This window comes from Bartonella taylorii 8TBB (assembly GCF_902825155.1).
Lineage (GTDB): Bacteria > Pseudomonadota > Alphaproteobacteria > Rhizobiales > Rhizobiaceae > Bartonella > Bartonella taylorii_A.
This window is the reverse complement of sequence record NZ_CADEAG010000002.1, coordinates 20605-47588: the sequence shown is the minus strand read 5'-3', so window position 1 is coordinate 47588 and position 26984 is coordinate 20605. Positions and strand designations below refer to the sequence as shown.

At 38.2% G+C, this 26984-nt stretch carries 23 protein-coding genes; 5 read left to right on the top strand and 18 right to left on the bottom strand.

The annotated features are described in order from the left end of the window. Positions 1-135: 135 nt before the first annotated feature. From J7R13_RS02405 to J7R13_RS02355, 11 genes are all read right to left on the bottom strand, one after another. Complete coding sequence (locus J7R13_RS02405; protein ID WP_208437314.1) at positions 136-918, bottom strand: ABC transporter ATP-binding protein; 783 nt, start codon at positions 916-918, stop codon at positions 136-138. Then, complete coding sequence (locus tag J7R13_RS02400) at positions 915-1790, bottom strand: ABC transporter ATP-binding protein (protein ID WP_208437313.1); 876 nt, start codon at positions 1788-1790, stop codon at positions 915-917. Before J7R13_RS02400 ends, J7R13_RS02405 begins: the two co-directional genes overlap by 4 nt. Beyond that, positions 1783-2712 carry an ABC transporter permease gene (locus J7R13_RS02395; protein WP_208437312.1) on the bottom strand — a complete coding sequence of 310 codons (930 nt, stop codon included), beginning with the start codon at positions 2710-2712 and terminating at the stop codon, positions 1783-1785. The genes J7R13_RS02400 and J7R13_RS02395 overlap by 8 nt, the downstream gene beginning before the upstream one ends. Before the next feature lie 2 nt (positions 2713-2714). After that, the gene (locus J7R13_RS02390; RefSeq protein ID WP_208437442.1) at positions 2715-3788 is read right to left on the bottom strand and encodes an ABC transporter permease; all 1074 of its coding nucleotides are present in this window, start codon (positions 3786-3788) and stop codon (positions 2715-2717) included. Between the two features lie 104 nt (positions 3789-3892). Beyond that, the gene (locus tag J7R13_RS02385; RefSeq protein WP_208437311.1) at positions 3893-5509 is read right to left on the bottom strand and encodes an ABC transporter substrate-binding protein; all 1617 of its coding nucleotides are present in this window, start codon (positions 5507-5509) and stop codon (positions 3893-3895) included. A gap of 358 nt (positions 5510-5867) precedes the next feature. Beyond that, positions 5868-7493 (bottom strand): ABC transporter substrate-binding protein, encoded by a 1626-nt coding sequence (locus tag J7R13_RS02380; protein ID WP_208437310.1) that lies wholly within the window; start codon positions 7491-7493, stop codon positions 5868-5870. Between the two features lie 1089 nt (positions 7494-8582). After that, positions 8583-9209, bottom strand: coding sequence for a DNA-3-methyladenine glycosylase I (locus tag J7R13_RS02375; protein WP_208437309.1), 627 nt, complete (start codon positions 9207-9209; stop codon positions 8583-8585). Beyond that, positions 9187-10617, bottom strand: coding sequence for an exodeoxyribonuclease VII large subunit (gene xseA, locus J7R13_RS02370; protein WP_208437308.1), 1431 nt, complete (start codon positions 10615-10617; stop codon positions 9187-9189). Before xseA ends, J7R13_RS02375 begins: the two co-directional genes overlap by 23 nt. A 408-nt stretch (positions 10618-11025) precedes the next feature. Beyond that, positions 11026-12657 (bottom strand): ABC transporter substrate-binding protein, encoded by a 1632-nt coding sequence (locus J7R13_RS02365; RefSeq protein ID WP_208437307.1) that lies wholly within the window; start codon positions 12655-12657, stop codon positions 11026-11028. Between the two features lie 926 nt (positions 12658-13583). Then, positions 13584-15215 (bottom strand): ABC transporter substrate-binding protein, encoded by a 1632-nt coding sequence (locus J7R13_RS02360; RefSeq protein WP_208437306.1) that lies wholly within the window; start codon positions 15213-15215, stop codon positions 13584-13586. 484 nt (positions 15216-15699) lie between these two features. After that, positions 15700-15852 carry a hypothetical protein gene (locus tag J7R13_RS02355; RefSeq protein ID WP_208432472.1) on the bottom strand — a complete coding sequence of 51 codons (153 nt, stop codon included), beginning with the start codon at positions 15850-15852 and terminating at the stop codon, positions 15700-15702. A gap of 303 nt (positions 15853-16155) precedes the next feature. Here J7R13_RS02355 and J7R13_RS09825 point away from each other — a divergent pair, with 303 nt between their 5' ends. Together J7R13_RS09825 and J7R13_RS02350 are read left to right on the top strand one after the other, a co-directional pair. Next, the gene (locus J7R13_RS09825) at positions 16156-16290 is read left to right on the top strand and encodes a hypothetical protein (RefSeq protein ID WP_281432028.1); all 135 of its coding nucleotides are present in this window, start codon (positions 16156-16158) and stop codon (positions 16288-16290) included. A 56-nt stretch (positions 16291-16346) separates the two neighbouring features. After that, positions 16347-16628 (top strand): DUF6460 domain-containing protein, encoded by a 282-nt coding sequence (locus J7R13_RS02350; RefSeq protein ID WP_208432471.1) that lies wholly within the window; start codon positions 16347-16349, stop codon positions 16626-16628. 22 nt (positions 16629-16650) lie between these two features. On the opposite strand, the gene J7R13_RS02345 is transcribed toward J7R13_RS02350, so the two are convergent. The 3 genes from J7R13_RS02345 to J7R13_RS02335 form a co-directional block, all read right to left on the bottom strand. Then, positions 16651-17460 carry a TIGR02186 family protein gene (locus J7R13_RS02345; RefSeq protein ID WP_208437305.1) on the bottom strand — a complete coding sequence of 270 codons (810 nt, stop codon included), beginning with the start codon at positions 17458-17460 and terminating at the stop codon, positions 16651-16653. A 2-nt stretch (positions 17461-17462) separates the two neighbouring features. Continuing rightward, positions 17463-18383 (bottom strand): sulfite exporter TauE/SafE family protein, encoded by a 921-nt coding sequence (locus tag J7R13_RS02340; RefSeq protein ID WP_208437304.1) that lies wholly within the window; start codon positions 18381-18383, stop codon positions 17463-17465. 160 nt (positions 18384-18543) lie between these two features. Further along, a complete protein-coding gene (locus J7R13_RS02335; protein ID WP_208437303.1) occupies positions 18544-19371 on the bottom strand; it encodes a hypothetical protein in 828 nt (275 codons plus the stop codon). A 506-nt stretch (positions 19372-19877) separates the two neighbouring features. Here J7R13_RS02335 and J7R13_RS02330 point away from each other — a divergent pair. Genes J7R13_RS02330 through J7R13_RS02320 form a run of 3 tightly spaced genes read left to right on the top strand, consistent with a single transcriptional unit; the run spans position 19878 to position 23262 of the window. After that, on the top strand, positions 19878-20624 hold the full coding sequence (locus J7R13_RS02330; RefSeq protein WP_208437302.1) for an electron transfer flavoprotein subunit beta/FixA family protein: 747 nt from the start codon (positions 19878-19880) through the stop codon (positions 20622-20624). A 52-nt stretch (positions 20625-20676) separates the two neighbouring features. Continuing rightward, positions 20677-21597, top strand: coding sequence for an electron transfer flavoprotein subunit alpha/FixB family protein (locus J7R13_RS02325; protein ID WP_208432466.1), 921 nt, complete (start codon positions 20677-20679; stop codon positions 21595-21597). Positions 21598-21600: 3 nt separating this feature from the next. Beyond that, entirely contained in the window at positions 21601-23262 is a 1662-nt protein-coding gene (locus J7R13_RS02320; protein ID WP_208437301.1) for an electron transfer flavoprotein-ubiquinone oxidoreductase, read from the top strand. An 897-nt stretch (positions 23263-24159) separates the two neighbouring features. On the opposite strand, the gene J7R13_RS02315 is transcribed toward J7R13_RS02320, so the two are convergent. The 4 genes from J7R13_RS02315 to rsmI all read right to left on the bottom strand — a co-directional run bounded on the left by J7R13_RS02315 (position 24160) and on the right by rsmI (position 26631). After that, the gene (locus J7R13_RS02315; protein WP_004859704.1) at positions 24160-24951 is read right to left on the bottom strand and encodes a pyrroline-5-carboxylate reductase; all 792 of its coding nucleotides are present in this window, start codon (positions 24949-24951) and stop codon (positions 24160-24162) included. A gap of 55 nt (positions 24952-25006) precedes the next feature. After that, positions 25007-25252, bottom strand: coding sequence for a hypothetical protein (locus J7R13_RS02310; RefSeq protein ID WP_004859707.1), 246 nt, complete (start codon positions 25250-25252; stop codon positions 25007-25009). A gap of 106 nt (positions 25253-25358) precedes the next feature. After that, positions 25359-25727: a YraN family protein gene (locus J7R13_RS02305; protein ID WP_208437441.1), complete on the bottom strand. Its 369-nt coding sequence runs from the start codon at positions 25725-25727 to the stop codon at positions 25359-25361. Between the two features lie 16 nt (positions 25728-25743). Beyond that, on the bottom strand, positions 25744-26631 hold the full coding sequence (rsmI, locus tag J7R13_RS02300; protein WP_208437300.1) for a 16S rRNA (cytidine(1402)-2'-O)-methyltransferase: 888 nt from the start codon (positions 26629-26631) through the stop codon (positions 25744-25746). Positions 26632-26984 lie beyond the last annotated feature (353 nt).

The window sequence follows — 26984 nt, the reverse complement described above, 5'->3', positions numbered from 1 at the left end:
TTTTTAAGAACAGAAAACAGTAAAAATAGTTAATTTTATCATGTACCATTGAAAAATTTTCACAGCATCTTCTTCTTTTGCAAAGAATAAAACCTAAAACAGAAAAAAACTGTATTTTCTCTTCTATACAATCTATCACACACTTCCTTCTCTATGAGCAATAGGCTCAATACTTGCTTCAAAAAACATTTTTGTATAGTCATGTTGTGCATGTAAACTGCGCAAATCATCATTGCTAAGCTCTTCAAGAATAATCCCTTTATGCATAATCCCAACACGTTCACAGATGTGTGCAACAACAGCAAGATCGTGAGATACCATCAAATATGTAAGCTTTTTTTCCTCTCGTAATGATTTTAACAAATTTAAAATTTCAGCCTGTACCGACACATCCAATGCAGATGTTGGCTCATCAAGCAGCAAAACCTCTGGCTCGATAATGAGAGCACGTGCAAGAGCAATACGCTGACGTTGCCCTCCAGACAACTCATGCGGATAACGATAAAGAAATGAAGAATTTAGACCAACAGAATTTAAAGCATCATGCACCCGCTCCTTTGGATTATCCATCCCATGGATTTTGAGAGATTCAGAAAGAACCGTATGAACCATTTTTCTTGGATGAAGCGAAGCATAAGGATCTTGAAAAACCATTTGAATACGGCGTAGAAAATTCTTATCTCTCTTTTTTGCAACTTCTTCTCCATCAAAAATGAAACGCCCACTATAATCTGAAATAAGTCCAACCAATGTATTCAAAATGGTTGATTTTCCACATCCTGATTCACCAATCAAACCATAAGCTTCACCACGCTTAATATGAAAGTTTACATTTTTAACAACCGTTACTGCCTTATGCCTATGCCCAAAAGTTACTGATAAATTAGAAACATCAAGTATATTTTCACAATTGGTCATGGGGTAACTCCTTCAACACCATTAACAATTGTAGGATTATGCAACCAATCAGGATCGCGCTCAGGAACAGCCAAAAAGTCAACAGGATTATCAAGCCGTGGTAAACTCGCTAGCAGGGCTTTAGTATAAGAGTGACAAGCACGAGATAAATCACACGCAGGCAATTCTTCTAACACACGACCTGCATACATAACCAAAACACGATCGCAAAAATCAGCAATCATATTCAAATCATGACTAATGAAAATAAGTCCCGTTCCAGACTTAGTCACAAGCTCATCCAATACCGATAAAACCTGACGCCTTACTGTAATATCAAGTGCAGAGGTTGGCTCATCTGCAATAATTAAATCAGGTTTAGGAATAAGCATCATCGCAATCATCACACGCTGTCCCATACCACCTGATATTTCATGAGGAAAGAGGCGCATCACATGTTTTGGATCACGAATATGGACAGATTCCAACATAGAAATTGTCCGCTCCCGCGCATCAGCTTTTGAAACACGATAATGAATGCGATAAGCTTCCATAATCTGTTCCCCAATCCGTATTAATGGATTAAGTGAATATTTGGGATCTTGTAAAATCATTGAAATACGCTTACCCCGGATAGTTCGCATCTGAGGTTCACTTGCATGCAATAAATCAACATCATCAAAGCGCATTTTTTTAGCTTTAACAATAGCTGTTCTTGGACTCAATTTGAGTATCGCACGCCCAGTCATCGATTTTCCAGACCCAGATTCGCCAACAATTCCAATTTTTTCTTTTCCCATGGAAAAGCTAACGCCGCGCACAACTTCTGAAATGCCTTGCCTTGTAGGAAAAGCAATACGTAAATCTTCTATCTCTAATAATTTTTTAGCCATTGCGTGGATCCAATAAATCACGAAGCCCATCACCCAACAAATTGAAAGCGAGGCTTGCTAACAATATTGCACAACCTGGTATCGCCGCCAACCACCAATTCGTCATCATAAATTCACGACCTGTCGAAAGCATTGCTCCCCATTCAGGACTTGGGAGTTGAGCTCCCAACCCTAAAAAACCAAGTCCAGCAGCCGTTAAAATAATCCCAGACATATCTAACGTTAACCGTACAATCACTGAAGGAATACACATAGGTGCAATATGAAACAAAATAATCCGTAAAGCAGATGCCCCTTGCAAACGAACCGCAGAAACATAATCAGACGAACGTATCGTCAAAGTTTCAGCACGTGCTAAACGCGCTATTGGCGGCCATGCTGCAATTGAAATTGCAATCGATGCATTTTTAATACCCGGTCCCAGCGCCGCTGAAAAAGCAAGAGCTAAAATCAAAGCCGGAAAAGCAAGAAAAATATCAACAATGCGCATAAGAACAGTATCAACCCAGCCCCCTATATAGCCAGATACAGTCCCAACAATGAGTCCTATTGGTCCCACGATAATTGTGGTAAGAAAAACAACATAAAGCGTAATACGTGCGCCAAAAATAAGGCGACTAAAAATGTCACGCCCCAATTCATCTGTCCCCAAATAATGCAACGTAGAGGGTGGCTGCAATCGATGCGCAAGGTCATTGCTAACAAAATCATGGGTAGCAATCCAAGGAGCAAAAATGGCACATAAAACAATAATAAAAATAATAATCAGACCAAATAGAGCCGAAAAATTATGAGACAATTTGATTAATGCATGATAAATTCTTTGGGCATTTGCCTGAAATACTGATCGTGGAACAGATTCATTTAGCCAACGACCCAAAGAAAATGACGATTGCGATTTATGATGATTAATTATTGTCATATTCAACGTGTCCTTGGATCAAAGATTCGATAAAGCAAATCAGAAAATAAATTAATAACAACAAAGAGAAACCCTACAAGCAGTGTACATCCGACAACTGCATTCATATCTCCAGCTAAAAGAGCATTCGTCAAGTAATGCCCAAAACCAGGCCAAGCAAAAACTGTCTCCGTTAACACAGCACCTTCTAATAAAAAAGCGTAAGAAAGTGCAACAACAGTGATAATCTGAACCGCAGCATTACGAAAAGCATGCCCCCAAACCGTTCGTGTCAACGATAATCCCTTTACACGCGCAGTAATGATATATTCCTGATTAAGTTGTTCAATCATAAAACCACGAGTCATACGACTAATATAAGCCATAGCACCGAAAGCTAAGATTAAAGCAGGCATAACAATATGACCAAAGGCATTTCCAAAAGCTTCCCACTGTCCCTGACGAGCAGTATCCCAGAGAAAAAATCCTGTTTTGGGTTCAAAAGAATATTCATAAATAAAATCAATACGTCCTGGACCACCAATCCAACCAAGCTTGGCGTAAAAGATTAATAACGCCATTAATCCAAGCCAAAAGGTTGGAGTGGAATAGCTCAAGAGAGTAAAAGTCCGGACAAAGTAATCAATAAATGAATCGCGATACATTGCCGCAAAAACACCAAATGGAATACCAAGACTCGTACCAATCACGATAGCAACTGTAGCAAGCTCTAATGTTGCTGGAAACACGCGCATAATATCTTCCAAGACAGGACGCCCTGAAGTTAAAGCATCTCCAAAGTCAAACAAAAATATATTGCGAAGATAGTTCCAATACTGGATAATCAACGGCTTATCAAGACCCAACCTATGAAACATTGCATCATAAGCCTCCTGACTGATATTATCACCAAGAATAGCAAGAACGGGATCTAAAGGAAGCAGATGACCAATAAAAAAAGTGATCGTCACCAAACCAAGCAGCGTGAAAAAAACTGAAATCAGCAACTTCAGTACCTTGAAAGAAAAGTCCCATACGAACATTTTTTTCTGCTTTTGTGATACTGCTCTTTCAGATTCTGAAAATGGCAAAACCATCATAATATCCCCCTCCATAGCTACCAAACATAAAGCTAACACCTTCTTATATAGTAAAGAAAAGCCTCATCAAGCACGCTCACCGCTCTTCTTCATAACATGCTCTATTTTTCTGCATCATTGTAGTAAAGTCTAAAACTATTCCAAACCCATTTTTTTATTGCCGGTCCCATACCAACGGTATAATATGTCTGAAATAAATAGACCATAGGACCATGCTCAAACACATAATGCTGTAGAGCACGATACTGCGAAATACGCTTATTTTGATCTTGTTCAAACAAAGCATCCATCACCATTTTATTGATATTTTCATCATAATACCCAGCACGCCAAGCCAAATACATATTGTGTTTTTTTGTAAATGTTGGATCAGGATTAAACACATGATTTAACGAAGCAGGATGTCCATCAGGATCAGCACTCCCCCACCCCATGATAGCAGTATCATAGTTCCCACCACGCACGCGGCTTAATAACTGATTTTGCGCCATTTTCTCAATTGTGAGCTCAACACCAATTTTATGCGCATTAGCTTGAATAGACTGCGCAACAGATGACATATAACTAAGGCTGCCAACTAAAAGGTTAGCCTTAAAACCATTAGGATAGCCAGCCTCACGGATCAACTGTTTTGCTTTTTCTAAATCTAACTTAAAAGGCACCCCCTCTTTTTCATCCAAAGCACCAGGAATCCCCAATGACATATAACTCGCACGTGGAATTGCAATGCCCTTTAAAACAGTGTTTCCAAGACCTTGGTAATCAATCAAATAGCGAAAGGCCAATCTCACTTTTTCATGAGCAAAAATTGCATTTTTGTTGTTTAGCGATAAATAAATAATTTGCGGTCGCAAAACACGTCTAATTTTAACAGCCCCCCCCTGTCTTTCAATATCTAAAACATCTTCTGAAGAAAGATCACGCGCTATATCCACATCACCTTTTTCCAAAAGAAGTCTCTGACTCGCTGATTCAGCAACATGTTGTATAACAATTTGCTTAACTTTGGGGACGCCCCCCCAATAATGTTGGGTCGCTTGTAAAATAACTTTTTCTCCAGAACTCCAGCGTACCAATTTATAAGGTCCAACACAAGCCGAATGCGTAGTCAAATATTTATTACCCATATCCCCATCAACACTCTCTGCTTCAATTGTTTGCCGATCAAGCAAAGCAGAAGCATAAGACTGTCCAATTACCGTCAGTATAAGTTGGATGGGATAAGGCTTATCCAACTTTAGTTGTAAAGTTTTATCATCAAGAGCTTGAATATTTGTTTCAACATTGTTTTTAGTGAACCCATAATCCATTAAAGATTGAGCATAACTCAACCCTAACTTAATAATACGTTGCATTGACCACGCGAGATCTTGCGCTGTCGCTCTTCTTCCATCATCAAATTTTAAGTCATCACGAAGATGAAAAACGATTCTTTTCCCGTTGTCTAAAACATCCCAAGATTGAGCCATAGCAGGACGAATTTTTGTGGGATCATGCTTATCATATTGTACTAACGCACTGCAAATATTCGTCAATAATTCACTCGCAACAACCTCAACCGTTTGAGCTGGATCAAAGCTACTAATTGAATCAATATTCCATGCCATTACCAAGGTATCTTTAGATGACGCACTGAATACTGATGGTATAAACCCATTTAAAAAGCCGATTGTGCTTAATAAAATACAAAAGTTTTTTGACATTCCTTTTTTTTTCATTTTAGCATTATCCTTTGCATTTTATGTTATCTTTCTCACATAAAATACTTCGATGTCCCTTTTTCATCTCTCCACAGCATAGCATCATTAACTTTACTGATAAACCATCCAAAGACAAGTCACACACATACTAACCTATACCCGAAATCCATACCATCTGTACCACGGTAAACAGAAAGCTCAAAAAGATCACTTCCTATACTTATCAATGCCACTGTTCCTATAAATAGCATTAAGCATACCGTAAAAAGCCCCCCGCATTTCATACCCTAAGCTTAAAAAAACTCTTGCGGAGGGATATTTTTATCATTTACGTTATGATCACGTTCTTTTGTATTTCACAACACTTAATACGCGTTTATTTTTCAATTGCACTATAAAAAATACGTGGTGCACTATTCCAAACCCATTTTTTAATATCAGGTGTCATAGCGACAACACTATATTTCTGAAAGATAAAAGCATAAGGCCCTTTTTGCATAAGTTCACGCTGCAAGTCAGCATATATTTCTATTCGTTTCTGTGGATCTTTTTGAAACAACACATCTTCCACCTTTTTATTCATAGCTTCATCCAAGTACCCATGCTGCCAACTTGGATAGGCTGTATTTTTCGCTTCAAACCGATTATCAGGGTTGTAAACAAGGCGTGAAGCCATTGAATAAGGATCAGCAGAGTCATTATTCCATCCCATGAAAACTGTATCAAAAGCACGTGCATAAACTTTTGAAAATAACTGCGTACCTGCCAAACGTTCAACTTTAAGATGTACTCCCACCTTTTTTGCATTATCTTGCAAAGACTGAGCAATAGGCAAAGCATAATGAGAACTGCCCACTAAAAAATTAGCCTTAAAGCCTTTTGAATAACCTGCCTCCGTTAAAAGCTGTTTTGCTTTTTGAAGATCAAGTTTAAAGGGTTGTCCTTCTTTTTCATCCAAAGCTCCAACATTACCAAGAGGAATAAAGCTCGCACGTGGAATACCAACACCTTTGAGAACTGTTTTTCCAAGACCTTCATAATCAATAAGATAGCGCATCGCCAAACGCACTTTTTCATTGGCAAAAATTGGATTTGTCGTATTAAAGCCCCAAAACATCATGGAGGGCTCCAACACCCTTTCAACTTTAATATCCGTTTTTGCTTGGAGATCTGCTACATCCTCAGGTATTAAATCACGTGCAACATCGATATCGTGTTTTTGTAACAATAAACGTTGCGTTCCAGGTTCCGAGACATGGCGAATTAAAACCTTCTTCAATTTAGGTGCCTCTCCCCAATAATTGGAGGTTTTACGCAATAAAAGAGCTTCTCCAGGACGCCAGCTACTTATTTGATAAGGACCAACACAAGCAGCATGGCTGGCCAAATATTGGTTTCCCATATCACCATTTTTCTCGTGTTTCATAATTGTTTCACGATCAAGCAAAGCAGTAGCACGACTTGCAACAATATTGCTAAGAATAAGCTCTGCTGGATAAGGCTTATCAAATTTCATCACCACCGTTTTCTCATCCGGTGCGTGAATAGCAGAATCAAAGTTTTGTTCTGTGATACCATATTCATTAAATGCCGTCGCCGTAGCCAATTTCAATTTGACAACCCGCTTCATGCTCCAAATAAGATCATGAGCGTTAGCAGGACGACCATCATTAAACTTTAAATTATCGCGCAAATGAAAAGTAAGCGCTGTACTCTGGTCATCACCTGAAACATCCCAATGTGTTGCCAAAGAGGGAACTATTTTTGCTAAATCATCTCCAGCAGTACTGACTAAACTATCACAAACATTGTCAAAAATTTCAGCTGCATAAACGTCGTTAAGCTGCGCGGGATCAAATGTACTTATTGCATCGAGATTCCAAGCCATCACAAGCGTATCGGCAGGTGTTTTTGCTGAAACTTGTTGCACAAACATCCCCATAGCCATAAGAGCAGAAATAAAAGAAGTACTGCCTTTCAATATCTTTCTTTTTACATTCATAGACTTTTCCTTTTAAAGTTTATTATATCAATTAATTATTCTTAAATAACACAGCAATTTTATACAACAAAAATTGAATAAATACATATTGACTATATTATAAAGAGATATTTACTTTTAATATGAATTTCGTTTTACTTAAACTATAGTAGATACACAACATATATTCCTCCAACCAGCACTACATCCACATCCCAATACCTCCTTGCACTCCCCATTAAGCCATATCTGTTTCCAAACCGAATAAAGCAGCAAAACACAAAAAAACATCTCCGCTAAAACTCTGCACTCCATAAAAAATCGCTTAACTTTTTGAAAGTAAAGTGCAAAAGAAAATCTTTCTCATTTATCGATAATACCAAAAAAGCCAACAGAGATAAAATAATAATGAGAAATACTAACCCCTCTAAACGGTATTTTTCCAAAAAGATCATTACCAATAAAAATCCACAATAAAAGGCACTTTTTCATTGGTAAAAGCAAAATTCACGATACCTAACCCGAAAAAACATGATTGACCATAAACTCCCCCCAATTTCTACGTTCATCATTATTTTGAAACCACAAAAATAGATACCAAACAACACACCGCAGAAACTCTTGCTTCTAACGGAAAATCTCAGAGATTTAACTAAGCAATGTAGTGGATACAAACCCGTCTGAGCTTAAGCCTCCTCCCCAAAAACTGGAGCTCACACGCAGCAAAATTACTCTCTCAACAAGGAAGCTACCAGATAATAAAACGTAACACAAGCACTTGGTAATCAGCTACCATACAAGTAGAGCAATCATCATATATTCAACCAAAAATTTAACAAATATATTTCATTAAATTTCAAAAAAAGAACAATACGATAAGAGTGCCACGCCGAAAAACTCGAAAACCACTTTGTCTTCATCAACAACCATAAATAGAATATCCGTCATTATGGTAACCGCTATCTATACAAATAGAACAGACACATATTTATTCAAAATCAATAATATAAATTGCTTTCATAATGCTTTAAAAAAGTAAAAACTTGAAAAACCATTCTCTGTTCTTTTATTACTTGACTAAACAATATCTCTTACAGCTGCTTTGCACAGTTATCGACAAAAACACCCTTCAAGATGATCATTGACAATCCCAACAGACTGCATAAAAGCATAACAAATTGTAGGACCAACAAATGTCCAACCACGTTTTTTCAAATCCTTAGAAAGGCGAAGAGAAGCAGGGGTTATGGGATTAGCCAACAGTGTTTGAAAATCTATTTTTTTATAACGCTCTGATTGTGGTGGTTGAAACGACCAAAAATAGCGAGACAAACTCCCCCACTCTGTTATAATTTCCTGCGCTCTCAATGCATTATTAAGCACCGATCGAACTTTTCCTTGATGGCGAACAATACCTTTATTCTGCATCAACATTTGCACTTTTACTTCATCATAATGCATAATTTTTTCAAAATCAAAATGATCAAACGCATTTCGAAAAGAAGGGATTTTTTTTAAAATTGTGAGCCAAGAAAGCCCTGCCTGAAAACCTTCAAGACAAATTTTCTCAAACAAATGGCGATCTTCAAAAACAGGTTTTCCCCATTCATTATCATGATAAGCACAATAAAGTGGATCCGTTCCTGCCCATGAACAACGAACTTTTCCATCTGCCCCCATAAGAAGCCCTTCATCGAGCACCACATTTATTGTATTAAAAGAGCGTTCCTTGATCATCTTGCTTCGATTTGATCCGTTTAGATTTTGAAGATCGGTTGAGAGCATGATCATGCGTTGAAACACTAACATCACCATCAAAAAAACGTAAACTGATTTGCCCCGTTTCAGGAAACTGCACCAACCGTTTAATGGGCTTATTATCCTGCCCCAAAGCCAAAACAAAACCACGCTCTAAAATATTTTGATACGAAGTGCTTTTTAAAAGCCTAAACGCGACCTCTACCTGAGCACGTTGTTTTTCCACATTGTGCACAAAAGCACGATGAAGGCGCGCAGTATACTCCTTTGTATTACGTTTCGCTTTTTCAGTATTCAGTAAACGCGGTGAAAAACGTATAGCAAGCGCATGAAAAGAAAAATGTTTTTTATCGCAGCTCACATGAAGAGCACGCAGCAATCGACTTGAAATTTCATCAAAACCACGCCGTGGTAGAGCGAAAAGTTGATCGACAGTCGGAAGCCCTCTTATAATAGCACGCAATTTTTGTTGATGAAAATCAAAATAACGCACCAATCCCTTGCGTAAACGGGCACCAAGAGACGCAACATACACTTCGAGATCAAGCTTAACAGGAACAGCCTTTTCTGCCGCTCCTGTGGGAGTTGGAGCGCGCCAATCAGCAACATAATCAATCAAAGTCCAATCTGTTTCATGCCCAACAGCAGAGATAACCGGAAGAGCTGACTCATAAACAGCACGAACAACAGCTTCGTCATTAAATCCCCATAAATCTTCTAAACTTCCTCCTCCCCGTGCAACAATAATAAGATCAGGTTTTGGAACAAGCCCTCCTAAAGGAAGAGCATTAAAACCTTCAACAGCAGCAGCCACTTCCTGACCACTTGTTTCCCCCTGAACACGGACGGGCCAAACCAAAATATGCAATGGAAAACGATCTGATACACGATGAATAATATCACGAATAACAGCGCCTGTAGGTGATGTCACAACACCTATAATTCGCGGCATATAAGGCAAAGGTTTTTTCTTGGATTCATCAAATAAACCTTCATCTGCAAGCTTTTTCTTGCGCTTTTCTAGAAGTGTCATCAAAGCGCCAACCCCTGTTGGCTCAAGCGCCTCAATGACAATTTGATATTTTGATGACCCCGGGTAAGTTGTCAGTTTGCCGACAGCGATCACTTCCATCCCTTCTTCGGGAGGAAATTTGAGCTTTTCCATAATGCCACGCCAAATAACCGCTTCCAACCGTGCCTTATCATCTTTTAAGGCAAAGTAAGCATGACCGGAAGCATGAGCCCCGCGATAACCTGATATCTCTCCCCGCACCCGCACATAACCAAATTTCTCTTCAACAACGCGCTTTAAAGCCCCTGCTATTTCGGAAACAGTAAATTCTGCTACATTCGTTACACCTATTTTTTCACCAAATAAACTTACCATTTTTCAATTCTTTACACCCGTTTCTGTGAATCTTTTTGCAACACTGCATCTTTAACCTTTTGATTTATATTTTTATCTAAATACCCATTAGCACCAATTCAGATACCTATATTCTTAGCCTCAAACCGATTATGAGAGTTATAAATAACACCTAAAGCCATTGTATGGAAATCCACACTACCATTATTCTATCTCATAAAATTGCATCAACGACAGTTAAAATATTAAATCTTAGCATCCACACAAATACATCTTTAATGAGAATAAAATCTTTTCCTAAAAGAGAATGTTTTGAAATGAAATTCTCTATAAAACATAGAGACATATCACCTATAAAATTCAACGCTTTGCAATACGTTAAATATATCGTAATCATACTTTTTCGTATTTTATAAACTTAATACTCTTTTATTTTTCAATTGCACTATAAAAAATATGTGGTGCACTATTCCAAACCCATTTTTTGACATTAGGTGTCATAGCAACAATATTATATGTCTGATAGATAAAAGCATAAGGCCCTTTTTGCATAAATTCACGCTGCAAATCAGCATACATTTGCGCCCGTTTTTGTGGATCTTTTTCAAACAACGCATCCTGAACCTTTTGATTCATAGTTTTATCAAAATACCCATGGCACCAACTAGCATAGCCTGTATTTTTTGCCTCATACCGATTATCAGGATTGTAAATAAGACGTGAAGCCATTGTATGGGGATCACCAGAGCCATTATTCCATCCGAAAAAAATCGTATCAAAACCCCGTGCATAAAATTTTGAAAACAACTGCGTACCTACAAAACGTTCAATTTTAAAACGCACGCCAATTTTTTTTGCATTGTCTTGAAGGGACTGAGCAATAGGCAAAGCAAAAGGATAAGGAGATGCACCTGCAAAAATATTGGCCTCAAAACCATTCGGATAACCTGCTTCCGTTAAAAGCTGCTTTGCCTTTTGAAGATCAAGTTTAAAGGGTTGTCCTTCTTTTTCATCCAAAGCTCCAAAATTACCAAGAGGAATAAAACTTGCACGTGGAACACCAACATCTTTAAGAAGGGTCTTACCAAGTCCTTCATAATCAATAAGATAGCGCATCGCCAAACGCACCTTTTCATTGGCAAAAATAGAATTTGTCGCATTAAAGCCCCATATGATCATGGAAGGCGCCAACACTCTTTCAACTTTAATATCTGTTGTTGCTTGAAGATCTGCTATATCCTCTGGCATCAAATTACGGGCGACATCGATATCGTGTTTTTGCAACAATAAACGTTGTGTTCCAGGCTCCGCGACATGGCGAATTAAAATCTTCTTCAATTTAGGCGCATCCCCCCAATAATTGGAGCTTGCATGCAACAAAAGAGCTTCTCCAGGACGCCAGCTACTTATCTGATAGGGACCAACACAAGCAGAATGGCTGGCCAAATACCGGTTTCCCATATCACCATCTTGTTCGTGTTTTATGAGTGTCTCACGATCCAATAAAGCAACAGTACGATTAGTAGAAATATTGCTAAGAATAAGCTCTGCTGGATAAGGCTTATCAAATTTCATCACTACGGTTTTTTCATCCGGTGCTTGAAAAGCCTCATCAACATTTTGTTCTGTGATACCATATTCATTAAATGTAGGAGCATTAGACATCTTCAGTTTAACAACCCGCCTCATACCCCAAACAAGATCATGAGCACCAGCAGGACGACCATCATTAAACTTTAAACCATCACGCAAATGAAAAGTAATTACCGTGCTCTGATCATCACTTAAAACATCCCAACTCTTTGCCAAAGAAGGAACCATTTTAGTTGCATCATCTTTAGCAGATTCAACTAAATTATCACAAACATTGACAACAATTTCAGTTCCATAACGGTCATTGAGTTGTGCAGGATCAAATGTACTTATTGCATCGAGATTCCAAGCCATCACGAGAGTATCGGCAGGCGTTTTTGCTGCAACTTGTTGCACAAACATCCCCATGGAAATAAGAGCAGAAACAAAAGAGCTACTACCCTTCAATATTTTTCTTTTCAAGTTCATAGGCTTTTCCTTTTAAAGCTTATTCTATAAATTCCCCATGCAACAACGACAGGCAAAAGTAATAAGATCAGGCTTAGAAACCATGCCTCTTAGAAGTAACATTCAAAATCTTCAAAAGCAGCAGCTACCTTCCAACCATTCGTTCCCTCTGAACAGGTTAGGCCAAAACAAAAGATGTAACGGAAAATGCTCTAATATCCAATGAGTGATATCAGCCATGATAGCTACCTGTTGATGATGCCACAACACCTAAATTCAGGGCATATAAGGCAAAAACTTCTTCTTTATCTCATCAAACAAGACTTCTGCTTCAAATCTCTTTTTGCGACTTTCTAAAAAGAATCCTCAGAGCACCAACCTCGGTTGGTTTAAAAACCTCAATCATCCTTTGATATTTTGATGATCCTCATAAGCACAGTTGCTAACCATGGACACTCATCTCCTTCCTAACAAGGCAATTTGAGCATTTCCATGAACCCACACCAAGGACAGTCCCCAGTATCTCATCATTTTTAAGGAAAGGCAGTGCAATTTGAAGCATCAGCTCCACAATAACCTCATACTCCCCAAATTCACCTACATACAACCAAATTTTTTCTCAACAGTACATTCTAAGGTCCCCCGCTTTTTCTAAAAAATACTAAATTCTGCTTATATTCAGTGTGCTCGTTTCTTTAACAAACAAATTTATTATTTTTTTAGTTTACTTAAGATTAAAATCTCCAATCTTAATATCTATGTGTACATGCATTTTATAAAAATGCATAGCCCCTCTCTAAAGAAGGGTGTCTTGAAGTTACTCTATAGAGAATATACCAATACAATTTACCAATAAACTTCGATATTTTGCTAAACTTTTAAACGCTATACAAAACATCGAAGATATCATGATAGTATTTTTATATGTTACAACATTTAAGACATACTTATTTTTCAATGGCATTATAAAAAATACGTGGTGCACTATTCCACACCCATTTTTTTACATCAGGTGTCATAGCGATAATACTATATGTCTGATAGATAAAAGCATAGGGTCCTTTTTGCATAAAATCACGCTGCAAATCAGCATACATTTGTGCCCGTTTCTGTGGATCTTTTTGAAACAGGGCATCCCTTACCTTCTTATTCATATCTTCATCAAAATAGCCATGGCACCAACTAGGATAGCCTGTGTTTTTAGCCTCAAATCGATTATCAGGATTATAAACAAGACGTGAAGCCATTGTATAAGGATCTGCAGAATCGTTATTCCATCCCATAAAAATTGTATCAAAACCTCGTGCATAAAGTTTTGAAAACAACTGCGTCCCTACAAAATGTTCAATCTTAAAGCGCACACCTATTTTTTTTGCATTGTCCTGGATAGACTGAGCAATAGGCAAAGCAAAAGGATAAGGAGATTTTCCTGCAAAAATATTGGCCTCAAAACCATTCGGATAACCTGCTTCCGTTAAAAGCTGCTTGGCTTTTTTTAGATCAAGTTTAAAAGGCTGCCCTTCTTTTTCATCCAAAGCCCCAAGATTACCAATGGGAATAAAGCTTGCCCGTGGAATACCAACATCTTTAAGAAGAGTCTTTCCAAGAGTGTCATAATCGATAAGATAGCGCATCGCCAAACGCACCTTTTCATTGGCAAAAATGGGATTTGTCATATTAAATCCCCACATTATCACAGATGGCGCCAACACTTTTTCAATCTTAATATCTGTTGTTGCTTGAAGATCTACCATATCCTCTGGCATCAAATTACGTGCAACATCGATATCGTGTTTTTGCAACAATAAACGTTGTGTTCCAGGTTCTGCAATATGACGAATTAAAATCTGCTTCAATTTTACTGCCTCTCCCCAATAATTGGAACTTGCACGCAACAAAATTGCTTCTCCAGAACGCCAGCTCACTAATTGATAAGGACCAACACAAGCAGCATGACTTGCCAAATAGCGATTGCCCATATCACCATCTTGTTCGTGTTTCATAATTGTCTCACGATCAAGCAAAGCAGCAACACGAGTAGTAAGAATATGTCCAAGGATTATCTCTGCTGGATAAGGTTTATCAAATTTCATCACTACGGTTTTTTCATCCGGTGCTTGAAGAGTAGAATCAACATTTTGTTCTGTAATTCCATATTCGTTAAATACTGCTGCTGCAGACAACTTCAATTTAACAATCCGCCTCATACCCCAAACAAGATCATGAGCACCAGCAGGCCGACCATCATTAAACTTCAAACCATCGCGCAAATGAAAAGTAATTACCGTACCCCCACCCTCATTTGAAACATCCCAACTCTTTGCCAAAGAAGGCGCTATTTTAGCTGGATCATCTGTAGCAGAATCGATTAAATTATCACAAATATTGGCAACAATTTCATTGCCATAACGTTCATTGATTTGCGCAGGATCAAAAGTCTCGATTGAATCGAGATTCAAAGCCATCACGAGGGTATCGGCAGGTGTTTTTGCTGCAACTTGTTGCACAAGTATCCCCAAAGCAATAACAGCAGAAACAAAAGAGCTGCTACCCTTCAATATTTTTCTTTTCAAGTTCATAGACTTTTCCTTTTAAAGCTTATTCTATAAATTCCCCATGCAACAACGACAGACAAAAATAATAAGATAAGGCTTAGAAACCACACCTCTTAGAAGTAACATTCAAAATCTTCAAAAGCAGCAGCTACCTTGCAACTATTCTTTCCCCCTGAACAGGTATAGGACAAACAAAAAGATGCAACAGAAAATGCTCTAATATCCAATGAGTGATATCAGCCATGATAACTACCTGTTGATGATGCCACAACACCTAAACTCAGGGCATATAAGGCAAAAGCTTATTCTTTATTTCATCAAACAGAACTTCTTCTTACGATTTTCTAAGAAGTGTCATCAAACTGCCAACTCCCGTTTGTTCACAAACCTCCATAACAATTTGATATTTTGATAATCCTAAATAAGTTGTAAACTGCCCACAATAACCACATCTATCCCTTATTCAGAGGGAATTTGAGCTTTCCATAACTCCACATGCAAATACAACTCAAATTTGTACCTCGCGATATTTTAAGGCAAAGAGAGTGTAATCTGAAGCATGAGCAGCATAATAATCTGTCATTTTACCACACATCCGCAGATAATAACCAAAACTTTCTTCAACAATCCAATTAAAAGCTCCCCACTCTTTCAGAAACACTAAACTCTGCTTCCTTTGTTCTGCATGCTTTTTCAACAACAAACTTACTATTTTTTCAATTTACGCAGATTGAAATATCCACTGTTAATACCTATACGAGCACAATTTTACCCAGATGAATAGTCTCTCTAAGAGAAGATGTCTTGAAATTACGCCCTATACACAATATATAAAGCTATTATAGGTTCTTAGACGTAGTACAGAAAATTTTCATCATCATGTAGAACGTCGAGACATTATCAATATTCTCCCACAAATTCTTAGAAACTAAACAATATCCATCAAATTAATGAAAGGAATACTATGAAAAAACCTCGAAAAATGCCAACAGAACACGAACGCGTTTCAGAAACAAGCGCAGATGTTACACCAGTATTACAAGGTGGTGAACTCGAAAAAAAAGTAAGGAAAAACAAAAGAAACATTTTTTCTTTTTGATGATAACATGATTGTGTTATGCAGTGAAAGCGTAATATACGCGAAAGTGAATTAAAATGAACAAAAGGAAAAAGTTGTCTAATTCTCTTCATGCATTTCTTGGAAGAACATCAGGGCATGTTGCTTTAAAATTGCTCATCCTTTCATTCCTTGTTGGCATCGTGATGAACTTTTTTGGGTGGACTCCTCCAAGTCTCGTGCAAAAAATAATAGAATTTTTTAAATCTCTATGGAAAACAGGATTTATAACTCTTGCAAATTTTTTCCATATAGCCATGATGGGTGCCATTATTGTTGTGCCTATTTTTCTTTTTCTACGCATTTTTCATAAAAAATAAACGCCTTCACGTTTCCCTTCTACTAATCTTTTCGAAAAATTAAACGACATAAAAAGCCTGTACTAATAGCCACAATTACCGCTACAATACCATATATAAAACTATGCTTATGCGCTGCATGAAAAATTGTATAAGCAATATGTGCTTTAACGATTTCAAGAGTTGTAGTCGCACTATCAATAAATTCCCCATCGCGGAAAAGATAAGCTCGAGCCTGATAATGTCCGACAGGAATATTTGCCGGCAAACGAAAATGCGCTGTAAATAGTGCACCGGAACCAAAACGGACGCCACCCACTTCCTCATGATAAAGGTTTTTGGCTTTTTGCAATTTTATAAGTTCATCGCGAAAAATCTGTATTTTCCTCTGATCTTGTTCATCCGTCTGCAACAACAAATAGGGCAATCCTAGTCTCAAACGTTTATAATCTTCAACACCAGTAATAGCATCAGTCTCACGCGTTGTGACCATAGAATAAAAGAGAGGAACATTTTTAAAAGTGAGAGAATCTGTGTTAACCCAAACCCCAGCATTACGTTTTTTTTCCCGCATAATCATAGATCGAGCTTGTCCTTCCAAGCTCACAACAATATCATAGCGGTTCTGTCGAGAATACAATGGATCAATATTTTCCAAAACACCAGCAATATAAAAATCACGACCATCAAAATGTGCATCAACTGTAATCGTACTCGTTGTTACGATAATTTGGATAGTCTCGTGATTAACTTGATCAAGGAGCGCAGCTTTCGTGCCAACATGCCCCCACGTAGAAGAAGAGACTATACAAAAGCAACCGGCAATAATGCATAAAGAAAATAATCTACCCATTTTTATCTCATCAGAATATCCAGAGAGAAAAGATTATCAGGGCGTACAAATAATTGGAAAGCAAGACGCATACATACAATCAACACCAAAAATGCAAGCGCCATGCGCAATTGTTCAGCCTTTAATTTTCGTCCAGTGCGTGTTCCATATTGTGCACCAATACTTCCGCCAAGCATCAGTAAAAAAGCCAAAACAATATCAACTGACTGATTACTTACACTTTGTAAAACTGTGGTAAAAGAAGAGACAAATGTAATTTGAAAAAGTGAAGTTCCAATCACCACACGAGTTGGGACACGCATAAGATAAATCAATGCTGGTATCATAAAGAATCCCCCACCAATCCCCATAATAGAAGACAATAAACCAACAATAAGACCAATTCCTAAAACTGGAATGATGCTAACATATATCATTGATGTCCGAAAACGCATTTTCAACGGCAAGCGATGGATCCAATTATGTCTACCTGCAAGACGAACATTGACTTTTTGTGCTGTGCGTTGACGCACCATATCACGCCAACTTTCAATAATCATCAGACTTCCTACACTCCCAAGAAGAATCACATAAAGAAGCGAAATCATGAGATCTAATTGCCCTAATTTTTTCAGAACAGAAAAAATCTGAATCCCGATTAGAGAGCCAATCCCTCCTCCAATCACTAAAAAAATACCAAGTTTTATATCAAGAGTACGTCTTCTAAAATGTGTAATCGCCCCAGTTACAGATGATGCAATCATCTGATTAGCCCCTGTTGCAACAGCAATAGCAGGAGGGATATTATAAAAAATCAATAAAGGCGTGATGAGAAAACCACCACCAATTCCAAAAAGGCCTGAAAAAAAACCAGCAACAACTCCCATACCAATCAAGATCAGCATGTTGAGTGACATTTCAGCAATTGGTAAATAAATACTCACTTACAGAACCTTCAAGATAATTTGAATTTTTAGATAATTCGAGAGCTTCTCTTTAATCAACTCCCCTCTTCAATAATCTTTATTGCACGTTTAAAAGAACAAGTTTAGATGCTACACACGTTTTTGCAAAATTATGAATGTGCAACCTACTACACATCACTTAACCTAACATCATAAAATTAAAAAAATGAACTCCTTTTAAAAAACCATAAAAGCATAACGTCATCGCTGCCATAAATGCAATGATTAAAAAACAAAGAAGAAATTTTTTAATGGGATAACATAAAAAAAAGGAAATTCCCAGAGACTCCGCTTTCAATGAAGAAGATTGATCATTTTCAATGCAACGACCAGATGCTTGAACAGCAGAGCGCCTTTCTTCTATTACAGAATTCTCCACAAACTCCTCAGCCTCTTTTGAAGAAGACTTCATATCCTCTATTGGTGAAGAGCTTCTATTCCCCTGTTGCAATGTATTTTCAATATTTGTTTGGATTGGAGTTATGCTATTTTGTTCCGAAAAATTTTGTACCTTTTGGAGCGACGCGCATTCTTGGCTTTCCTCACATTTCATATGAGCAAGATGCTGTACAACAGAATCAAACGATTTTGAACGAGACATATACCGTGTTACTGCTGCTTGTTCTAAGCTTTTTTTTTCGCTATGCAAACTCTGAACAAGCGTTTTTATCTGCTCTAAATGCTCAAACAGCTTTTTTTCTTTTTGGCGACGTATATAATACTCTGCCAAAATTGCCCGACTAATATCATCCAAGTAAGATTTAAAACTCTCTTCCACAGAGCTTTGTAATGTCAAATGACGCGGTGAATGCTTCATCTGCATTTGTGCATGAACCAAGCGCAATTTTTTAGCAATATCCGACATCGTCACTTCAGTAGGCGTGCCCACCTTCTCCTTTTGCTCAATAGCAAAAAAAGAGGGTTTTTCATGCTTAATTTGCTCTATAATATGACTCTTCGTATTCAAAAACACTACCCCTCACTGTATTGCAAATGCCACGCCTCATTAATTTTTTGCAAAGAATCGCACAAATGAATGGAAAGTGTGCTCTATTTTAGTAAATAGAGCTTTAAGAATTTCCAAAACATTGCCAAAAATCTTTAAAAGAGTGAACTTTAATTTTCCTGCTTTCAAAATTTAAATTGAAAAGCCTCTCCTCCATTTTTGCTTTTTTTACTTTTTTGCCATTACATAAAAGACCTCTGATATCCGTTATAAAGCAAGCATACGAACCTAAAGAAAGAATGCTCTCATAACACACTGATTTTTTACTTTTTGTTCAAACAAAGAAGACAATTATTGAAGTGCAAAAAAAGCCAAATATAGATTGGACACGATGATAAGAGTACAAATAAATGTAAGAAAGCTTATATAATGAGAAAACCAATTATAAGTGAAATTCAGTTCTAAACGATTTGGTTTCTTATGATTATTAGGATAAACTTTTGATCATACAAACAAAGAGGATCATCATGAAAATAATTGTCGCTGTCAAACGTGTTGTTGATTATAACATCAAAATACGCGTCAAACCTGATGGCACAGGCGTTGATCTATCTCACGTAAAGATGTCTATGAACCCTTTTGACGAAATCGCCGTGGAAGAAGCAATTCGCCAGAAAGAATCTGGAAAAATTTCAGAAGTTGTTCTTGTTTCAATTGGACCTGAAGCCGCACAGGAAACCTTACGAACAGGGCTTGCAATGGGTGCAGATCGCGCACTCCTTGTAACAACAGAGCAGACACTTGAACCCCTAGCAATTGCTAAAATTCTCAAGGTCATTGTTCATGATGAAAAACCAGATATAGTCTTTTTAGGAAAACAAGCCATTGATGATGATAGCAACCAAACCGGACAAATGTTAGCAGCGCTTCTTGGTTGGGGGCAAGCAACTTTTGCCTCAAATCTAAACATAGAAAATGGGCACGCAACTGTTATCCGTGAAGTAGATAATGGCACACAAACTCTTTGTCTACCCCTCCCCATCGTGATGACTGCTGATCTACGGTTAAATGAACCACGTTATACTTCTCTGCCCAATATTATGAAGGCAAGAAAGAAGCCCATTGAACAAAAAGCACTTGCCAACCTTGGCGTAGATACAAAAGCACGCTTAACACTCCTTAGCGTTGAAGAGCCCAAAGCCCGTCAATCTGGTGTCAAAGTGGCTAATGTAGCAGAACTAGTCAATGCGCTAAAACAAACAAATCGCATTTAATATTCGATAACAAATAGATCAAAAACAACACTGTATAAAAGGGCAAAAACTTATGGCAATTCTTTTATTGGCCGAACATAATATAGAGGAAACTGCAAAAGCACTCACCGCAGCGCAAGCAATCAGCGATAATATTGATATTTTGGTTTGTGGAACAAAGGTTCAAGAGATTGCCGAAAACAGTTCCAAGCTCGCTGGTGTACGGCAAATTCTTGTTGCTGAAGCTGATTATTTAGCACATCAACTCGCTGAACCTATGGCAAATACAATTGTCAAATATGCGAATAATTATGATGTGATCATGGCTGCATCTACCAGTACTGGTAAAAATGTAATGCCACGCGTAGCTGCTCTTCTTGATCTTATGCAAATCTCAGACATTATCGCGGTTATTGCCCCCGATACCTTTAAACGACCAATCTATGCAGGAAATGCACTTGAAACTGTACGCACCACTGATCGCCAAAAAGTTATTACAGTCCGTACAGCCTCTTTCATACCAGCCCCTTTCCAAAATAACACTGCTCCCATTAAAACGATAACACCAGCTCCCAATCCAAACCTTTCTTCTTTCATAAAAGCAGAAACCAACAAAAGTGATCGCCCTGATCTCACCTGCGCACGTGTTATTATATCAGGCGGACGTGGTCTTGGCTCACAAGAGCAATTTATGGCACTCCTTCTCCCCCTTGCAAACAAACTAAAAGCTGCTTTAGGTGCTAGTCGCGCAGCAGTAGACGCAGGCTATGCTCCTAATGACTGGCAAATTGGACAAACAGGCAAAGTTGTTGCTCCCGAACTCTATATTGCTGTCGGTATTTCCGGTGCAATCCAACATTTAGCCGGCATAATGGATGCGCAAGTTATTGTAGCTATTAACAAAGATGCTGAAGCCCCTATCATGCAAATTGCTGATTACGCCCTTGTAGGCGATCTTCATCAAATTATTCCTGAGTTGGAGAAAGCTTTATAAGCCATGAATGCATCTGTGCATCACCAACGTGAAACTATGGAATTTGACATAGTAATTATCGGAGCTGGACCTGCAGGACTTTCTGCCGCAATTCGTCTCAAACAGATTAACCCCGAACTTTCTGTCACAATCGTTGAAAAAGGCACTGAAGTTGGTGCACATATCCTGTCTGGAGCAGTTGTTGACCCTATCGGCATTGATACACTCTTGCCAGAATGGAGAAATGAAAACGATCATCCTTTCAAAACACCTGTCACCAATGATCAGTTTTTTCTTCTAAAGCCCAAAAACGCCACAGTATTTCCCAATATTTTGCGCCCAAAAATCTTATCAAATGATGGATGCTATATCGTTTCGCTCGGAAATGTTTGCCGTTGGTTAAGCAAAAAAGCCGAAGCGCTCGGCGTCGAAATCTATCCTGGTTTTGCCATAACAGAAATCATTCAAAACGATAATGGAGCTATCATTGGTGTTCTCACAGGTGATATGGGGCTTGAAAAGAATGGGGCCCCTGGGAAAAATTACATGCCAGGTATGGCCTTACTAGCAAAATATACCCTAGTCGCAGAAGGCGCGCGTGGCTCCATTGCAAAACAACTAATACAGAAATTTGATCTTAGTAAAAACCGTGAACCACAAAAGTTTGGTCTCGGTCTCAAAGAACTTTGGGAAGTTGATCCACAAAAACACAAACTTGGTTTAGTTCAACATTTTACCGGTTGGCCCTTAGACAATCGTACCGGTGGTGGCGGTTTTCTTTATCACCAAGAAAACAACTTAGTTTCTGCCGGTTTTGTTGTGCACTTAGATTATAAAAATCCTTATATTTCTCCCTTCGAAGAGTTTCAACGTTTTAAAACACACCCTCAACTTTATGAAATTTTCAAAGGTGCAAAGCGCCTTTCTTATGGTGCACGCGTCATCAGCGAAGGCGGTTGGCAATCTGTACCAAAACTTACCTTTCCCGGTGGAGCGCTTATTGGCTGTTCTGCTGGTTTTGTCAATGTCCCCCGTATCAAAGGATCTCACAATGCCATCCTATCTGGTATATTAGCAGCCGATAAAATCGCTACCGCTCTTGCTCAAGGCCGCGCCCATGATGAAGTCAAAGAAATCGAAGAACATTGGCGAAAAGGTCCCATTGGCAAAGATCTTTATAAAGTACGCAACGCGAAACCACTCTGGGAAAAATTCGGCACAAAATACGGAATTAAGCTTGCCGGCTTTGATCTGTGGTGGCAACAATTATTTGGATTTTCCTTATTTAAAACACTCTCTCACACAAAAGCAGATTATGAATGTCTCGAACCAGCAGAAAAATTTCAACCCATTGCTTATCCAAAACCAGATGGTATTGTAACCTTTGATCGTCTTTCTAGTGTTGCACTTTCTCATACACATCACGAAGAAAACCAACCTTGCCATTTAAAAATAGCCTCATTAGAAAAACAAAAAGACTCCGAATATGCAATCTATGGAGGGCCCTCGACACGCTATTGCCCCGCAGCTGTCTACGAATGGCTAGACCATAATGATCAAGAAACTTATGTTATCAATGCTTCAAACTGCATACATTGTAAAACCTGCGATATCAAAGACCCCAACCAAAATATCAATTGGACCTGTCCGCAAGGCAATGAGGGACCACTTTATCTCAATATGTAATCATTGTTCATTCTACTAAAATAAAAATCCCATCCGATACTTTTAAGGCACGAGTTTTTGCACAATGTAGAATGTGTTCTATCACTACTCCCACAATCAAAAACTCTCTTACTACCGCATCATTTTTTTCATCAGAAATATCTATAACATAACGGTTATTTAAAATTTTTTATCTATCAATAACAAAACAAAGACTAATATAGTGGGAACATTCTGCTCGTAAAGACGCAACCCATTGTGCATCTTCATCATCTTCTTTAATTCAGTTCTCCGACCTTCAAAAACATCCACAGCAATATCTTTTAAAGAATGAAGATTGCACAACACCACACGCTTTTGCTTTTCTCTTTTCTTTACTGGATTCACGTCCCTCGTAATGAACGACACACCATTTTACGCTACGCATTCACGCAACTGTTTCAAAGAGATGTTTCTCATAACTCCCAAAACCTATTTTCGCCCTCCTCCATGAACAGTATAATATAAGATCCATCAGGCACTATCATCTTTGCGTTTATGAAAGCACAAACAGGCATCACCATCCTATTTGCCAGCGCAAAATGTTGCACCCACTCATAAAATTTGTTTATAAAGGAGCATATTTACTCCCTTCTTAAATGATCTGTACCCATATGTTGATCCTCTCTATAACATATAAAAACAAACGTTTTTTTGGTTCATGAAAAGAGAAATTAAAAGAAGAGAAGCGTGCTGTATTCAGTGTTCTCATTCAAGTTACGAACGATAAATTATCTTTATAAATTAACTTATCACTGTAGAAAAATTCTGAATATCAATCTGTTTTGGTTTTAAAATATGTATATGTTCACATAAATCTAAACGAGCACACGAATACCACTCTCATTAAGACCGGAAAGAACATATTAATCCAGCATTTTAATGTGTAAACGGAACGTTTATTTTTTGCAAAGTGGTCTCAAGAGCCGTTATTAAAGCACTCCTTCCCCCTTGACGAGAAAAACAGTTTGACAACAGCTCGTTTGTTCCCCCCTTCGTTGAAAACTCTTTCTCAAGCAGAGAAAAATCAAGAAGTTTTGAACAATCGGCTGCTATAGTTTTGCGCATTTCATCCGTAAGATTTCCAAACATCATGGCAAGAAAATCTGCTGATTGTTGTTTTTCCAACCCCTGTGTCACAAACCATTGGTGTGCTGTTTCTATAAAATTAAAATAAACCCCCATGAGTGAACCTGCTGTCATAAAAAGATTAAACTGCTCTTCTGCATCCAACACCAATGTTCCTCCCAACGCATCAAACAAAATACGCAAAAATGGATGATCAGGATAAATAGGCGTCAAATTTTTACATTCTGCCACAAAAGGAAGCGGAACAGCACGATAAACCTTATGGTTGATCCACTCTTCAACTTCTGCTGCTTTTGCCATGGCAAGCACGGAAATGACAAGCTGTTCTGGATGGAAACGAAGAGAACGCAAAACTTCTTCTGCAATTTGGTTGGGCAAACAAAGAAAAACACAATCACTAAAATCCAGCAATGCTTGATTGTTTTCAGCAATAATAACCTTATCATAATTGTGTGAAAGGCGCTCTGCACTTTGTGCATTGCGGGGAGAAACAATAATGGAAGAAACGTCAAAAGCGCTCATCATTAAACCCTCGATCATTGAGGTACTGATTTTACCCGTTCCCAAAAAGCCAATTTTCATTTCTTTTCCTTATCCTTATAATTTGAAAGAGAACTCAACCAGCGCTTCACGCATTTTAACTAACGTAAATACTAATTGAGGAAGCAACACACAACATAGCAAGAATAATCAATCCCAAATAAACTTTGGGCTTATCAAAAATAACTGCAAAAGCAGAAAACCAACCAACGACAGCAGCTGCTAATGCAAATAAAAAACCTGGCTTATTCATGAGTGCAATATGCATTGCCATGAGACCACCAATAATAAGTGCTCCAAAAACAATCAACAAACCCGTTGCAAACTTTTCATAATCATCCATTATTTCACTCCTCATAGTGCTCAAACTGTTAAGCACTTTTTCACCCCATGTGCTCATAAAAACGAAATGTTTTCCATCTACCATGGTTACAATGATATAGAAACTCTTATTTATCAGACGTAAAAAAGGCTGGAATATGCTGCGGCCAACACCACGGTAAAATTGCAATCAAGTCAAAGCGTACACACAAAAGCGCACGATCTTTTTGTCGTGCTAACCAAATATCAGCTGCAGCCTCAATGCGCCTCTCATTCACCCGAGAAACCGCCGCCATTGCTTCAGCCAATGTTGAACGCGCTTTTACTTCAACGATTAAAACAAGATTTCCGCGCCGCGCAATTAAATCAATTTCACCGCACTTTGTTTTAAAACGAATTTCAGCAATGTAAAACCCTTTAAAACGTAACCACCAAGCAGCCCATTTTTCTGCACGAACACCCCGATAAAAAGACTTTTTCCTACGTTCTTTTTGTATGCTTTTCCCCATCATTTTACGCATCTTTTAAAAAATTCAACCGTTGAAAAAGTTCCTGCTTTTTTAAGCCAGTTTTCTTTGCCGCCAAAGCAGCCGCTTGAGCCGCAGAATGTGTGCACGCCAATTCTAATAACATCTCATCAATTTCTTGATCACTCATCACTTCCAAAGAGGCAAGTGCTTCCCCAACAAGCACAACAATTTCCCCACGAATATGCGCTTGCTTACTGTAATTTTCTAACAAATTTCCTAAATGAGAAACATCTACTGTTTCAAACTTTTTTGTTAATTCACGACAAATTGCGGCAGGACGATCAGCCGAAAAAAAAGAGACCATATCCCGTAAAGTCTCGACAAGACGATGGGGTGATTCATAAAAAACCAACGTTGCGGGAATAGCTTTTAATTGCTCCAACCGCTTTTGACGCTGTACCTTTCGCGCACTCAAAAAACCAGCAAAGAAAAAACTATCTGTAGGAAGCCCCGTTGCAACAAGAGCAGCTAAAAGTGCTGATGCCCCAGGAATTGGAACGATTTTGTGACCAGCTTTGCGTGCTTCTTCTACCAATCGAAATCCAGGATCAGAAATAAGCGGTGTCCCAGCATCTGAGACAAGCGCTACAGTTTTATTTTCTGCTAAAGCTGCTAATAACTTCACCCCTGCTTTCTGCACATTATGTTCATGATAAACAAATGGTTTTTTCTGAATACCATAGCGTTCTAACAAAACACGCGTCACCCGCGTATCCTCACACGCTAAAATATCAACACCTGCAAGTATTTGCAAAGCACGAAGAGTGATATCTGCAAGATTTCCGATAGGCGTTGCCACAAGATAAAGCCCTGGTTCTATGACGGGTGCACAATAAGCATGAGCACCTATAAAATATGTTTTTTCACACATACCTTTCTTTCATAATCAAATATCCCCTCTTCACAAGCTCTAAACAAAAACTTTTATCTGTGATCATCAATGATTTCTTTCTGCAAAATTTTCTTTGCCTCTACCAAAAGATCACTCACTCGAATAATTGCTCGTAGCACAACAAGATAGCTTGTACCATCATCCATGCTTTTTTGATATCATACCCCCTTTTTGTTCATTATTATCCCCTCCAATAGAATGAACTCCCAGCGTTACCAATAACCACATCAGTCCCAATAATTTTCCGCAAAACCTTTGCTCAAGAACCGAAGAAATAATTCTACTCATTCCCACATTGCGAGCTTATTCAATCTTTTTTAAGAGTTAAATTC